The 13459-nt window shown below is 63.0% G+C and carries 11 protein-coding genes and 4 tRNA genes; 11 read left to right on the top strand and 4 right to left on the bottom strand.

Going from position 1 to position 13459, the window contains the following annotated elements; all coding sequences use genetic code 11:
• Nucleotides 1-41: 41 nt before the first annotated feature.
• The gene (locus ACYVHK_RS01165) at nucleotides 42-308 is read left to right on the top strand and encodes a PepSY domain-containing protein (RefSeq protein WP_460526730.1); all 267 of its coding nucleotides are present in this window, start codon (nucleotides 42-44) and stop codon (nucleotides 306-308) included.
• 124 nt (nucleotides 309-432) lie between these two features.
• Nucleotides 433-939, top strand: a complete 507-nt coding sequence (locus ACYVHK_RS01160; protein ID WP_460526728.1) for a DUF3299 domain-containing protein — start codon at nucleotides 433-435, stop codon at nucleotides 937-939.
• A 71-nt stretch (nucleotides 940-1010) separates the two neighbouring features.
• On the opposite strand, the gene pgeF is transcribed toward ACYVHK_RS01160, so the two are convergent.
• Together pgeF and rluD are read right to left on the bottom strand one after the other, a co-directional pair.
• Nucleotides 1011-1754, bottom strand: coding sequence for a purine nucleoside phosphorylase YfiH/LACC1 family protein (pgeF, locus tag ACYVHK_RS01155; protein ID WP_460526726.1), 744 nt, complete (start codon nucleotides 1752-1754; stop codon nucleotides 1011-1013).
• Entirely contained in the window at nucleotides 1751-2728 is a 978-nt protein-coding gene (gene rluD / locus ACYVHK_RS01150) for a 23S rRNA pseudouridine(1911/1915/1917) synthase RluD (protein ID WP_460526724.1), read from the bottom strand. Before rluD ends, pgeF begins: the two co-directional genes overlap by 4 nt.
• Here rluD and ACYVHK_RS01145 point away from each other — a divergent pair.
• The 6 genes from ACYVHK_RS01145 (at nucleotide 2727) to ACYVHK_RS01120 (ending at nucleotide 6091) form a co-directional block, all read left to right on the top strand.
• Nucleotides 2727-3515, top strand: coding sequence for an outer membrane protein assembly factor BamD (locus ACYVHK_RS01145; protein WP_460526722.1), 789 nt, complete (start codon nucleotides 2727-2729; stop codon nucleotides 3513-3515). The two genes, rluD and ACYVHK_RS01145, sit on opposite strands and share 2 nt — an antisense overlap.
• Before the next feature lie 87 nt (nucleotides 3516-3602).
• Nucleotides 3603-3678, top strand: a tRNA-Ala gene (locus ACYVHK_RS01140).
• Between the two features lie 45 nt (nucleotides 3679-3723).
• Nucleotides 3724-3799 (top strand) — tRNA-Glu (locus ACYVHK_RS01135).
• 100 nt (nucleotides 3800-3899) lie between these two features.
• Nucleotides 3900-3975: transfer RNA gene (locus tag ACYVHK_RS01130), tRNA-Ala, on the top strand.
• A gap of 44 nt (nucleotides 3976-4019) precedes the next feature.
• Nucleotides 4020-4095: transfer RNA gene (locus ACYVHK_RS01125), tRNA-Glu, on the top strand.
• Nucleotides 4096-4315: 220 nt separating this feature from the next.
• Nucleotides 4316-6091 (top strand): DUF885 domain-containing protein, encoded by a 1776-nt coding sequence (locus ACYVHK_RS01120; protein WP_460526720.1) that lies wholly within the window; start codon nucleotides 4316-4318, stop codon nucleotides 6089-6091.
• Between the two features lie 5 nt (nucleotides 6092-6096).
• Here the strand turns inward: ACYVHK_RS01120 and ACYVHK_RS01115 are convergent, their stop codons facing one another.
• Both ACYVHK_RS01115 and ACYVHK_RS01110 read right to left on the bottom strand, forming a co-directional pair.
• Nucleotides 6097-7122, bottom strand: coding sequence for an AraC family transcriptional regulator (locus ACYVHK_RS01115; RefSeq protein ID WP_460526718.1), 1026 nt, complete (start codon nucleotides 7120-7122; stop codon nucleotides 6097-6099).
• 3 nt (nucleotides 7123-7125) lie between these two features.
• Complete coding sequence (locus ACYVHK_RS01110; RefSeq protein WP_460526716.1) at nucleotides 7126-8037, bottom strand: GGDEF domain-containing protein; 912 nt, start codon at nucleotides 8035-8037, stop codon at nucleotides 7126-7128.
• 297 nt (nucleotides 8038-8334) lie between these two features.
• Here ACYVHK_RS01110 and ACYVHK_RS01105 point away from each other — a divergent pair, with 297 nt between their 5' ends.
• The 3 genes from ACYVHK_RS01105 (at nucleotide 8335) to ACYVHK_RS01095 (ending at nucleotide 13408) form a co-directional block, all read left to right on the top strand.
• Nucleotides 8335-10872, top strand: a complete 2538-nt coding sequence (locus tag ACYVHK_RS01105) for a TonB-dependent receptor (protein WP_460526714.1) — start codon at nucleotides 8335-8337, stop codon at nucleotides 10870-10872.
• A 61-nt stretch (nucleotides 10873-10933) separates the two neighbouring features.
• The gene (locus ACYVHK_RS01100; RefSeq protein WP_460526712.1) at nucleotides 10934-12781 is read left to right on the top strand and encodes a phytase; all 1848 of its coding nucleotides are present in this window, start codon (nucleotides 10934-10936) and stop codon (nucleotides 12779-12781) included.
• A gap of 108 nt (nucleotides 12782-12889) precedes the next feature.
• Entirely contained in the window at nucleotides 12890-13408 is a 519-nt protein-coding gene (locus ACYVHK_RS01095; protein ID WP_460526710.1) for a TlpA family protein disulfide reductase, read from the top strand.
• Nucleotides 13409-13459 lie beyond the last annotated feature (51 nt).

Below are 13459 nucleotides of genomic sequence, written 5' to 3'. Positions count from 1 at the left end.
CCACCTATTCCACCGTGTCTCTTGAATGAAGGAGTAACCGCATGCGCATTGCCCTGAGCCTGATCGCCCTGAGCCTGACTGGTGCCGCCCTGGCCCATGACGAAACCCCCTGCACCCAGGAGCCGACCACCAAGTGGCAGCCGTTCTCTGCCGCCATCAAGAAGGCGGAGGACGCCGGCCACAGCGTCAAGAACGCCGAAGTACACCACAAATGCTATGAAGTGCGCGGCGTCACCAAAGACGGCAAGCGTTATGAGTGGATACTGAACCCGGTCACGCTGGAGCCTCGCCCGGAAGCCAAAAAGTAAACGCGATCCGCTTGCGAACTGCACACGACAGGGCGGGTCGAATACAATTCCGGTCTGCCCGGCCACGTTTTGCCTGAGCGCGTGTCCTGTCATCACGCTGCATAGATAGTTTTGGAGCCCTGCCATGCTTGCCCGTTTGATTGCCGCCAGCCTGTTGAGCCTGGGCCTTGCCGCCCAGGCAGCCGACCCGATGAGCCTGCCGGCTGGTCCCGCGCCAGTCGGCGGGGCTGCCTTCGGCGTCACACCCGCCGCCGGCCCCAGCGTGGCTGACCGTGCCGGCTTTGTCTCCTGGAAGACGCTGGCCCAGGTCGAAGCCATACCCCAAGGCCAGAGCTTTGCCCCCAAGTTCGACAAGAACATCCTGTCGCTGGACAAGAAGGTTGTGAAGTTGCAAGGCTTCATGCTGCCCTTGGGCATGGGTGAGTCGCAAAGCCATTTCATCCTGACCTCGACCCCGCCCACCTGCGCCTTCTGCCTGCCGGGTGGACCGGACCAGGTCATCGAGATCAAGACCAGCAAGCCGATCAAGTTCGGCTACGAGGCCGTTGCCCTGTCCGGCAAGTTCGAGCTGCTCAAGAATGACCCCATGGGCCTGTACTATCGGGTCAGCGACGCCAAACAGCTGGATTGATCCGCTCGCGGCAGGCGAACAAAAAAGGCGACCCTGCAGGCCGCCTTTTTGCTATCCACTCAACCGCCTGCTCAAGGCGCGATCCAGATCAGCGATGCCATCCGCCCGGTGGTCTTGTCCCGCCGGTAGGAGAAGAAACGGGTCTGGTCGGTCACGGTGCACAAGCCGCCGCCGTATATCTGCGTCAACCCTGCCGCCTCCAGCCGGAGCCGCGCCAGCAGATAGATATCGGCCCACCACTTACCCGCCTGCACGCCTGGGCGGAATGCCATCTCGGCCCGCGCGTCCTTCGCCAGAAACGCGGCCCTCACCTCTTCGCCTACCTCGAAGGCATCCGGACCGATCGCCGGCCCCATCCAGGCCATCAGCGGACCTGCACCTGCCATGCGGGCGATCGTGGCCTCCAGCACGCCATCGTTCAAACCCCGCCAGCCGGCATGCGCCACACCGACCGCCTTGCCGTCCTCGCTGGCGAAGAATACCGGCAGGCAGTCTGCCGTCATGACCACGCACACGGCGCCGGGTACCCGGCTGACCGCCGCATCGGCCTGCTGCAGCGAACTGCCGCTGGCGCCGACATCGGCCACCGCCGTACCGTGCACCTGCTCCAGCCAGGCCGGTTCGGCGGGCAGATCCTGTCGTAGCAGCGAGCGGTTGGCCGTGACGGTAGCGACATCGTCGCCGACATGCCGCCCCAGGTTCAGGCTGGCGTAGGGGCCGATACCGACACCACCCAGGCGGGTGGTGACGAGGGCCTGCACGCCTTCCGGCGCCGGCCAATCCGGCCTGATGGCATTCGCCAGCCAGGTACTCATGGTTTTTCCTCTCGCAACTGCTGCAACAGGGCCTGCATATCGTCTGGCAATGGTGACGTCCATTCCATCGTCTGGCCAGAATCGGGATGCACCAGCGCCAGGCGGGCAGCGTGCAGTGCCTGACGGCTAAACTGGGCCAGCATGGCTGCCAGTGCAGGCGACACGACATACTGCTTGCCGCCGTAGACCGGGTCTGCCGCCAGGGAATGGCCCAGGTGGGCCATATGGACGCGGATCTGGTGGGTGCGGCCGGTCTCCAGCCGGCATTCCACCAGGGTGTGGCGCAAAAACCGCTCCAGCACTGAGTAATGGGTGACCGCCGGCTTGCCGCTCGGCACGACGGCCATTTTCAGGCGGTTACGCGGGTCACGGCCGATTGGCGCGTTGACGATCCCATCCTGCGACAGGCTACCCTGCGCAATGGCCATGTAATGCCGTTTGACGCTGCGAGCCTGCAACTGGCGTACCAGCTCGGTTTGCGCTTTGATGGTCCTCGCCACCACCATCAAGCCGCTGGTGTCTTTGTCCAGCCGGTGTACGATGCCGGCGCGCGGTACGCTGGCAAGCTCAGGAAACCGGTGCAGCAGGCCGTTGAGCAGCGTGCCGGACCAATTTCCTGCCGCGGGGTGAACTACCAGTCCCGCCGGCTTGTCGATGACCACGATGGTTGCATCCTCGTACACCACGGGGAAATCCACCGGTTCGGCCTGGAAAGCATTTTCCTGCGGGTCCGGGATGATTTCGACGGTGATAGCCTCCCCTCCCCATAGTTTGGTCTTGGGGGTCGCGGCCTTACCATCAAGCAGGACGCTGCCCTCATCTATCCAGCGAGCCAGTCGGCTGCGGGAATAGTCGGGCAAAAGTTTAGCCAGGACGGCATCAAGTCGGCCGCCACCCATTTCTTTCGGCACAGTAACGCGTAGCGTTTCAGCCGAATCGTTATAATCATCGGCTTCGATATCGGAGTGTTCCATGAAGCGCATTCTACCTTTCCTCGCCGTAACCTTATTACTTGGTGCATGCGGTTCCATGAACCAGAAGCCGGACGAGGACGCCAAAGCCACTGCCGAGCAGATGTTCACCGAAGCCAAGCTGGAACTGGACAGCGGTAACTACACCCGTTCCGTGAAGATGTTCGAGGCCCTGCAGAGCCGTTATCCCTATGGCCGCTTTGCCCAGCAAGCCGACCTGGAAATCGCCTACGCCAACTTCAAGGACCAGGAACCGGCGCTGGCCCTCGCGGCCATCGACCGTTTCCTGAAGCAGCATCCGACCCACGCCAACGTCGATTACGCGCTCTATCTGCGCGGCCTGGTGAACTTTATCGAGGATCGCACGCTGTTCTCGGCCATCTCCAAGCAGAACATGGCAGAGCGCGACCCCAAGGCCGCCAAGGAATCGTTCGAGGCCTTCCGCGACCTGGTCACCCGTTTCCCCGATAGCCGCTACTCGGCCGACGCCCGTGACCGCATGGCCTTCCTGGTGGTGTCCCTGGCCGACCACGATCTGCTGGTCGCCCGCTATTACTACAACCGTGGCGCCTACCTGGCATCGGCCAACCGGGCCAAGACCGTACTGGAAAGCTACGGCCATACCGACCGGGTGGAGACCGCGCTGGTCATCATGGCGGCGTCCTACGACAAGCTGGGCCAGAACGAGCTGCGCGACGACGCCCGCCGGGTATTGAGCAAGACTTATCCGGACAGCACACTGACCGAAGCCAACGTTTTCCCGGAAACACCTTGGTGGAAACTCTGGTAATTGCATAAAGGGGGTTTACAAGCGGGACGAACCTCCTTAATATGCGCGTCTCTTCGCCGCAGCATCAATGTGCAGCGAAGCCCGAGTGGGGGTATAGCTCAGCTGGGAGAGCGCTTGCATGGCATGCAAGAGGTCATCGGTTCGATCCCGTTTACCTCCACCAAAGAACGACGATTGATCGGTCCTCTACCGGTTGATCAGCAGTTAAGTCCCCATCGTCTAGAGGCCTAGGACACCACCCTTTCACGGTGACTACCGGGGTTCGAATCCCCGTGGGGACGCCAGCACAAGTCAGCTTGGCATCACGCATGTTGAGCCGACTTAAATTGAGTGATCGACCAGACGCACTCGAGTCGTAGCGGAAACGCTGCAATGTACTACCTTGGGGGTATAGCTCAGCTGGGAGAGCGCTTGCATGGCATGCAAGAGGTCATCGGTTCGATCCCGTTTACCTCCACCAAGAACGACGATTGATCGGTCCTCTACCGGTTGATCAGCAGTTAAGTCCCCATCGTCTAGAGGCCTAGGACACCACCCTTTCACGGTGACTACCGGGGTTCGAATCCCCGTGGGGACGCCAGTACGGCACAAAAAAGGACACAGCAATGTGTCCTTTTTTGCTTTCCGGCGCCAGCACCTTCCCCCTATCCCTCACCCTGTCTGTTGGATCGACGCCAAGTCCCGACACAGCCACGCCCGTCGCGTCCGGTTTTCCCGTTATGCTCAGCTCCGCCCGGCGAGGTGCGCCCGGTTGGCAGCTCGGTTGCTGCCACGCACCCGCCATCGAAGCGGATTCGAGCATGAGAAAAACCGTACCCGGCATTGCCCTGCTGGTCTGCCTGAGCCTGGCATTACCCGTATCAGCCCAGGCCGCAGCGAATACATCCGAGAGCAGAACCGCCACGCAGCCGGCCATTACACGTTTCAGCACGGCTTTTCTGGATGCCTTCTGGCAGCAGAACCCCGACTGGGCGATACGCGTGGGTTACTACCGCTATGCCGACCGCCTGCCGATACCCAACGCCGCAACCCGCGCCGCGCAGCTGCGCTTTGCCGACGAATGGCTGCGACATACGGCATTGCTGGAAGGTGCAACGCTCCCTCCTCAGCAGCGTACCGACCTTGCCCTGATCCGCAGCCAGCTCGAATCCCAGCGCTGGTACCTGAACGAGTTCAGGGAATGGGAGTGGAACCCGTCCGAGTACAACGTCGCGGAATCCTTTTCCCTGCTGCTCAATACCCCCTATGCACCGCTGGAGCAACGCCTGCGCGTGATCGCCAAGCGCCTGCGGCAGGTGCCCGCCTACTACGCAGCCGCCAGAGCCAGCCTGCGTAAGCCCACGCTGGAGCATACCCAGCTGGCCATTGCACAGAGTCAGGGTGTGCTGGACGTATTTGGCGACGGCTTTGACAAGGCGGTTGTCGCATCCGCCCTGAGCAAGCAGGAGAAAGCCCAGCTTGGCCAACTGGCGGCCAAGGCCCGGACCGCCGTGGCCGACTACGCCAGCTGGCTCAAGCAACTGGAACCGCAATTGGTCGCCGGCAAGGGGCGCTCCTTCCGTATCGGCAAGGCCGCCTTCGAGGCCAAGTTCCGGCACGATATCCAGACCGACCTGACGGCCGAGCAGCTTTACCAGCGTGCACTGGAGGAAAAAGCCCGGCTGCATCAGCGTATGGGCGAACTGGCCGATACCTTGTGGCCCAAGTACATGGCAGGTGTGGCCGAACCGGCAAGCCGGCTGGAAAAAATCCGGCTGCTGATCGACGCCATGTCGGCAAGGCATATTGCACCGGCGGACCTGCTGCCGGAAATCAAGCGGCAGCTACCCGTGCTGGCCCAATGGGTCAGTGACCATCAACTGGTGGAACTGGACCCGAGCCGCCCGCTGCAGGTGCGTGAGACCCCTGTCTACATGCGCGGCATCGCTGGCGCTTCCATCAGCGCGCCTGGCCCCTACGATCCTACGGCCAATACCTATTACAACGTGACGCCACTGGATGGCTATACGCCGGAGCAGGCGGAATCCTACCTGCGGGAATACAACGAATGGATATTGCAGGTGCTCAATATCCACGAGGCGATTCCAGGCCACTATGTGCAGCTGCTCAACAGCAACAAGTCTCCCTCGCCCATCAAAAGCGTGTTCGGCAATGGCGCCATGATCGAGGGTTGGGCGGTCTACAGCGAACGCATGATGCTGGAGTCCGGCTATGGCGGGAATACACCGGAAATGTGGCTGATGTACTCCAAATGGAATCTGCGTGCCGTCTGCAACACCATCGTGGACTACGCCGTGCATGTGCAGGACATGAGCGAGCAGCAGGTGCTCGACCTGCTCAAGTACGAAGCCTTCCAGTCCGATACCGAAGCCCGCGGAAAGTGGCGCAGGGCCACGCTGAGCTCCGTGCAGCTAAGCAGCTACTTTGCCGGCTATGCCGCCATCTACGATTTCCGCGAACGCCTCAAGGCAGCGCAGGGCGAGCAGTTCAACCTCAAGCGCTTTCATGACGAGTTCCTGAGCTATGGCAGCGCACCGGTCGGCATGATCAAGTCCTTGATGCAAGCCCGACCCTGATCGGCCTATAGGTGCAGTCCGGTGGCTTCCAGCCACTGGCTGCCGCCCAGTCCGGTCCAGCGCTGGAAGGAGCGGCGAAAATTGCGCGCGTCATGAAAGCCCAGGTAGTCCGCCAGCGCTTCAGGGTCGTAGCCCTGAAACTGCATGAGGCAAATGGCGACATGGGTGCGTACCAGGTCCAGCAAGGCCTGGAAATGCGTGCCATCGCGCGCCAGGTGGCGCTTCAGCGTGGCGGGGCTGACGCCGAATGCCTGGGCCGTACCTTCCAGACTGGGCGGCCGGCGGATATGGGCCAGCAGATGGTCGTAGACCGCCTGCAACAGGCTGCGCATCGGCGCCGTATCCTGCCCGGCCTGGCGCAGAAGCAGTTCGACCGCCCGCTCATTGCCACGTGACCAGGGTCGGCTCAACCAGCCGGCATCCAGCAGCATGCCATCGAACTGGCTGCCAAACTGCAACTGCCCCCCCAGGTGCACCTCATGCTGCTCCAGGTAGCGCGGCCGGGTGCGGTTGAAGCAATAACGCCAGGGCAGCCGCTCTCCACTCAACCAGCGACACATCGCCGTCAGGGCGGTCATATGCAACTCAACCAGGAACGGCCGCAATGCTCCAGCACCACAACTGTCGGTCCAGTAGACGATCAGTTGCTCCCCCTCCCGTCTGTAACGCGGCCCCAGCAAGGGGCACAGTGTCGCCTGGTGCGACAGCAGGATATCCAGCGCCTGCTCCAGGTGACTGGCCTGCATCAGCGCCAGGCTGATCGAACCGTAGTGGCCCGGCAGCCATTGCTGGCCCAGCTGGAAGCTGACATCCCGTTCCGGCAAGGCTCTGGCCAGATTGCCGAGCATGCCCGACAGCTGCATCGGCGTGATACGTCGACCGGCTGCAGCCATGTCCGCCTCGAACAGGCCGGTCCCCCGCAGTAGCACATGGCTGTCCAGATCGCGGCTGCGCGCAAACTCCAGCACCAGCGCCGGTTGATGCAGGCTCGGGATCAGCACGGTATCTGCGCCATAGCAGGCCGCAAGCATGGATCAGATGGTCTGCATGGCCGGCAACGCCGCTGCAGCGGGTTCCAGCGCCGCATTCAAGACCTGTAGCAGGATATCGGCATCGCGGTCCGCCACGGCGCAGGCCACCCGTGCCGACAGTTGCAGTCGCTGCCCATGGGCGCGGCTGTGATGCGCCAACGTCGCCACCGCCTCCCGCAGCTGACGCGCCATCTGCTCGGTATCCGGCAGTTGCGTCTCCGGCAGCAGGATGGCAAAGCGGTCGCCAGCATAGCGACAGAGCAGATCGTCATTACGCAGATTGAGCAACAGCAGGTGGCTCAAGGCCTGCAATACCCTATCCCCCTCGGCGGCACCATGTTCGCGATTGATGGCGTGGAAACGATCGATATCCAGCAGGATCAAACCGCATGGCACCTCGGCCTGCCGCGCCTGCTCGAGCCGGATCTGCCGTCGCAGGTATTCGGCATTGGCCAGTTGGGTAATACGGTCGAAGGCGCGATGCTCACGGAACAGGCGCTCGCGCTTGAGCAGCTGCTCATTGAGGACGAACTGCTCTTCGCGCCAGCAATACAACCCTACCGTCAGGGTGAGCATGCCACCCAGCGTCAGCCCGGCCTCCAGCCAGTTGTCCCACAGCACCGCATGGTCGAGTTTCCAGAACTCATCCATGCAATCGACCCAGGAACCCAGTGCAATACCGGCCAAGCCGCTGGCCAGCAGCGTGGTGACCCGGCCACGGGGACGGCTGCCCAGTATCATCAGCATCCAGCCGGCCGACATCAGGGCCATGCCGCCTTCACCGATGATGTCCGTCCACTGCCACAGGGCTACCACCTTGGCTTGCCCTTGCAGCATGAACAAAAGGGTCGCGCAGCCCGCCGCAAGGCAGATCAGGCCCAGGGGCAGGCGGTAGGGATGGTGCATATGGGGCATCTCGGTTTTCAGCAATGAACGCAGGCTATGCCTCGGATGTGGCTGGCACATGACAAACCACCCAATCCGGCAATTCAGCTCACCCTAGTGGCAAACATGCCCACCGGCATGGCGCCACCGGCCGGGGAGCCCGCAGCCACGATACCCGGCACCGGGGCAAAACAGCTCAAGCCCCGTCTCAAACCACACTAAACCCTTGATTACGCGGTGCCACACCGCTCAGCCGTAACAAAGCCGCAACCTCCCACCCCTAGCGTGGCGACCGATCCAGCCATCGCCATCAGGGAGAACAAGACCATGTCGCAGTATCGCCAGACCACGCCGCACCGCCATCACGGCCAACGACCTACCCTCATCGCCCTCTGCCTTGCCGGCCTGCTGCCGTCAGCCTGGGCCGCCGATACCCCGGCAGAAGCAATCCAGATCGTGGGCCAGGCCGCCAGTACCCGCAGCGCACTGGATGCCCAGCAGGTGGCGGACGCCATTGTCAGCGTGGTTCACGCCGATGGCATCGGCGCCCTGCCCGACAGCAATGTCGCCGAGGCGCTGCAGCGCGTGCCCGGCGTCTCCATCGAGCGCGACCAGGGCGAAGGCCGCTACGTGCGGGTACGAGGCCTGGGGCCGGATCTCAACAGCGTGACCATCAACGGCGCAGCCTTGCCGTCACCGGAGAGTAGCCGCCGCGCCGTCATGCTCGACGTGATTCCCACCCCGCTGATCCGCTCGCTGGAAGTACAGAAGACACTGACACCGGACCAGGATGCCAACTCCATCGGCGGTACGGTCGAGGTCAAGACCCTGTCCGCATTCGACTCCCCGGGCCGCTTCGTGTCGCTGGAAGTCCAGGGCAGCCACAACGACAACACCGGCCAGAACAGCCCCAAGCTCGACGCCGCCTGGAGTGACCGATTTGCCGACGGCCGACTGGGGATCGCCACCGGCGTGAGCTGGGAGAAGCGCAAATTCGGTTCGGACAATATCGAGACCGGGGGTGCCTGGCAGTTCAGCGACGGCAAGGCCCTGCTGGAGAAGTTCGAACAGCGCGACTACCGTATCGAACGCGAACGGCTCGGTGCCGCCTTCAACCTGGATTACAAGCCCGAAGCCGGCAGCCGCTACTACCTGCGTACGCTGTTCACCCGTTTTGACGACACCGAAGAGCGCCAATCCACCACGACCACGTTCAGCAAGCCACAGGCCGTCGATGCCATCGGTACGGCCAAGATCAGCCGCGCGCTCAAGACGCGAGAAGAAATTCAGGAAGTCCGCTCGCTGAGCCTGGGTACGGAGCAGAAACTCGCGGACTGGAAACTCCAGTTGGCAGGCGGTCTTAGTCGATCCAGCGAGAAGGAACCCGAGTACCTGAGCGGGGTGGAGTTCGCCGGCAAGAACACCTTCAGCAGCGTGGGCTTCAACGATGCCAGCCGCCCGCAACTCGTCGCCCCGGCAAGCCGGTTCGACCCGGCCCAGTTTGCCCTGTCCAAGGCCAAGGCCCCGATGACCGACAGCGAAGACAAGGAGCACAATCTGCGCGTCGACCTGTCGCGCAAGCTCACCATCGGTGACGAGCAACTGGGGCTGAAGTTTGGTGCCAAGCTCAGCCGCCGCGACAAATTCTTCGACAGCACGACCTGGGCCTTCAAGAGCCTGAACAAGGCCCCCGCCTCGCTCGGCAAGAATCCGCTGGAGCTGGCAAGCTACCTCGATGGCGACGTGGACTGGGGTCTCGGCCGACTCGGGCCGCGTATCAATGTCGGCGCGATACGGCAGCTGTTTGCCGGCATCCCGCACGAGGCCTACCTGGACAAGAGCGCCTCCCTGATCGAGGACTATCAGATCAAGGAAGATATCGACGCCGCCTACCTGCAGACCACCTACGACACCGGCGCCTGGCGTTGGCTGGCGGGTGTCCGCTACGAAGGGACCCGTCAAAAGCTGGACGGGACCGGTCAGGAGGATGGCAGCTTCAAACCCAGCCATGCCGAGAACCAGTACCGCCATTGGTTGCCCGCACTGCACCTGCGTAATGATCTCGACGATGCGACCAGCCTCCGTGCCGCCTGGACCAACTCGGTCGTTCGCCCTACCTTCGAGCAGATGCGCCCCGGCTACCTGATCGACGACGCGGAAGGCGAAGCCGAGTTTGGCAACCCCAGCCTCAAGCCGCTGAAGTCGCACAATCTGGATCTGGGCCTGGAACGCCGCCTGGGCAAGGCCAGCACGGTCTCGGCCTATCTGTTCTACAAACGGATCAGCAACTTCATCTACAACACCGATCTGGCCGGTACCGGTCAATGGACAGGCTTCGATAGCGCCGCCACGTTTGCCAACGGCGACAAGGCCAAGGTCTATGGCCTGGAGCTCAATTACAACCGTGACTTCAAGGACCTGCCCGCCCCCTGGAACGGTCTGCTGCTCGGTGCCAACCTGACCTTGTCGCACTCGGAAGCGGCCATCCAGAAGTACGACGCCACCAGCGCCCGCCTGCAGCGCCGCAATATCGACCTGCCGAGCGCTTCCAACCGCACCGCCAACCTGACCCTGGGCTACGAGACGGCAAGCTGGAGTACCCGTATCGCAGCCAACTACAAGTCCAGGTACCTGATGGAAATTGGCGATGTGCTGGACAGCCGCCGGGATGCCTATGTCGATGCGCAAACCCAGTTCGATCTTTCGGCCACGCTGCGACTCAGCAAGCACACCCAGCTGGTATTCGAGGCGCTGAACCTCAATGACGAGCCCTACTATGTCTACCTGGGGGATCGCAGTCGCAATTATCAGTACGAGCAGTACGGCCGCACCTACAAGCTCGGCCTCAAGTTCACGCTGTACTGATCTGCCACCAGCCGGCCTGTCATTGACATGATGGGCCGGTCTTAACGAACAAGACACTTTCATGCCCAATCAAACCCGCCTACCGGCCTTGCTCCCCATCATGCTGGCCTGCTGCATCGGCCAGACTGTCCTGGCCGCAACGCCGCCAGCCGCCCTCCGCGGCGCTCGTCAGGTCACCCCCCTGGGCGGCCAATACTGGCTGAGCCAGGAAAAGAAGAAACTCACCCTACTCGACTCGCAAGGCCAACTGTTAAGCCAGCTGAAGCTACGAAGCGAAGCACTCGACAGCCGCCCCGACGGTTCCGGCTATCTGGCCGTCGTGATCGACCAGGACCAGCAACGCGTCCAGCCGCTGCGCATCGATCCCAGCAATGGCAGGCTGGAAAAACTGCCGCTACTGCCGGCCCAGGCCTATGCCGGCAAGGCTGTGTGCCTGTACCGCGATCCGCAGGCCCTGCTGCAATTGTTCGTCATCGGCGAGGAAGGCCAGGCCGAGCAATGGCTGCTGAGCGGCCCCGAACCACGCAAGCTGCGCAGCCTCGCCCTGCCGCCCGGCGTCGAGTCCTGCGAGGTGGACGATAGCAACGGTCGATTGCTGATCAGCGAGCCAGGCCTGGGCCTGTGGGCCTACCCAGCAGACCCGGAGCGCCCGCTCAAGCGCCAGGCCGTCCTGCTGCAACACCCCTACGGCCCGATTACCGGCGGCATAGCAAGCCATGTGGCCCGGGCCGGACAGGTATGGGCGCTGGACGCCGCAGGGACACGACGTTATGGCGCACGACTTGGGCCACACGGTTGGCAGGCACTAGCCGGCGCTACCCAGACCCGCCCGGCCTTCGACACGCTGGCATGGGGCGGCACCGGCTTGCTGGCCCGCCGACACGAGGGCGGCGACTGGTTGTCCGTACCTGCTGCCGTCTCCTCGACAACCAGCACGGCGCGGGTACTGCCCTATGTCCTGCCGACGGTGCAGACCGAACCCATGCTGCAGGCCGGCGATGCAGCCGACGATCCTGCCATCTGGGCCAACCCGCACCAGCCTGCCGACAGTCGGATACTGGCCACCAACAAGAAGCAAGGCTTGCTGGTCTACGACATGAAGGGGCAGCAACGCCAGTTCCTGCCGGTAGGCCGTATCAACAACGTCGACCTGCGCCAGGGTGTTCGCCTTGGCAACGAGACGCTGGACCTCGCGGTAGCCACGCAGCGTGACGATCTGAGCCTCGTGGTATTCGGGATCGATGGCGACGGTGTGGTCAGCGAGCGGGCCCGCATTCCTACCCCCTTGCAGAATATCTATGGCGTCTGCGTCTATCAGCCCAAACGGGGCGGACTGGAAGTGTTCGTCAACGACAAGGATGGCAGCTACCTGCACTACCGCTTAGGGATCAGCGACAACAAGCTGGCAGGCCAGTTGTTGCGCCGCTTCAGTGTCGCAACCCAGCCCGAGGGCTGCGTGGCCGACGACCAGAGCGGACTGCTGTTCTTTGGCGAGGAAAAGCGCGGGCTCTGGGTTACCGAAGCCGATGCCGAGCGGGCGAGCCCGGCCCGGCTGGTCCTGCCGGTCGGTGAACTGCTAAAGGCCGACGTCGAGGGCATGGGCATCTATCGTGGCAGGCAACGCAGCTATCTGGTGGTATCGAGCCAGGGTGCCGATCGCTACGAGGTCCTGGAAGCCAGCCCGCCGTTCCGGCATCGCGGCAGCTTCAAGGTCGGGATCAACGCCGAGCTGGGGATCGATGGCAGTTCCGAGACCGATGGCCTCGACCTGAGCAACGCCAATCTCGGCCCAGCCTTCCCGCGTGGCGGGCTGGTGGTTCATGACGGTCACAAGCGCCTGCCGGACGGCCCGCAGAACTTCAAGTACATCCCGTGGGAGTCGATCGAGCAAACCTTGCAGCTCGAATAACGCATCAGGTATCACCAGCTTGCGAACCTTGGCCGGCGGCAGGCATCCTAACCCCGTCGCCGTCCATTGCTTGCCATAGCACCAGGCTGCCCGCAGCCCTGAATCCCCATGAAAATCCCATCCCTGCTACTGCTACTGCTGGGCGCCAGCCTGATCGGCGCCTCCCTCCCTGGTCTCGCCGCAAGCAAACCGGCCCCTGCCCGGCTGGACTTCACCCTGCCCGAAGTCGTCAGCCAGCAGTCCTATACCTTGAGTGCGCTCGACGCCCGTCCCACGGTCGTCAACTTCTGGACCAATGGCTGCGCACCCTGTCGTGAGGAATTGAAGTGGCTGTCGAAGCTGGCGCTGGCTCACCCGGAAGTACGCTTTGTCGGCGTCGCCATGGATGACCGTACCGCCGTGCTGCAGTTTCTGACCGATAACCCACTGTCTTTCACCAATCTGCTGGCCCCGGCCGACCCGCGGTCCATCCTGCGACAGTTCGGCAACGGGATCGTCGCGATGCCCTTCACCGCCATCCTCAACGCCGACCGTAGCCGCTGCTGGGCCAACCTGGGTGAGCTGGACCGGGCGGGTTTCAACAAGGCCTTCGACTACTGTGCCCTGGGGCACCGCAACGCCCCATGAAAAACGCCGGATCGGGCATGTCCGATCCGGCGCGTATTCCCAACCAGCCTG

It is taken from the genome of Chitinimonas naiadis (assembly GCF_054780835.1).
Note: the sequence above shows the minus strand (reverse complement) of the source record. Positions and strands in the feature narration are given on the sequence as shown.

Coding starts and splice junctions, on each gene's coding strand:
- ACYVHK_RS01165 (WP_460526730.1), top strand. CDS start 42: ATGCGCATTGCCCTGAGCCTGATCGCCCTGAGCCTGACTGGTGCCGCC.
- ACYVHK_RS01160 (WP_460526728.1), top strand. CDS start 433: ATGCTTGCCCGTTTGATTGCCGCCAGCCTGTTGAGCCTGGGCCTTGCC.
- pgeF (WP_460526726.1), bottom strand. CDS start 1,754: ATGAGTACCTGGCTGGCGAATGCCATCAGGCCGGATTGGCCGGCGCCG.
- ACYVHK_RS01145 (WP_460526722.1), top strand. CDS start 2,727: ATGAAGCGCATTCTACCTTTCCTCGCCGTAACCTTATTACTTGGTGCA.
- rluD (WP_460526724.1), bottom strand. CDS start 2,728: ATGGAACACTCCGATATCGAAGCCGATGATTATAACGATTCGGCTGAA.
- ACYVHK_RS01120 (WP_460526720.1), top strand. CDS start 4,316: ATGAGAAAAACCGTACCCGGCATTGCCCTGCTGGTCTGCCTGAGCCTG.
- ACYVHK_RS01115 (WP_460526718.1), bottom strand. CDS start 7,122: ATGCTTGCGGCCTGCTATGGCGCAGATACCGTGCTGATCCCGAGCCTG.
- ACYVHK_RS01110 (WP_460526716.1), bottom strand. CDS start 8,037: ATGCCCCATATGCACCATCCCTACCGCCTGCCCCTGGGCCTGATCTGC.
- ACYVHK_RS01105 (WP_460526714.1), top strand. CDS start 8,335: ATGTCGCAGTATCGCCAGACCACGCCGCACCGCCATCACGGCCAACGA.
- ACYVHK_RS01100 (WP_460526712.1), top strand. CDS start 10,934: ATGCCCAATCAAACCCGCCTACCGGCCTTGCTCCCCATCATGCTGGCC.
- ACYVHK_RS01095 (WP_460526710.1), top strand. CDS start 12,890: ATGAAAATCCCATCCCTGCTACTGCTACTGCTGGGCGCCAGCCTGATC.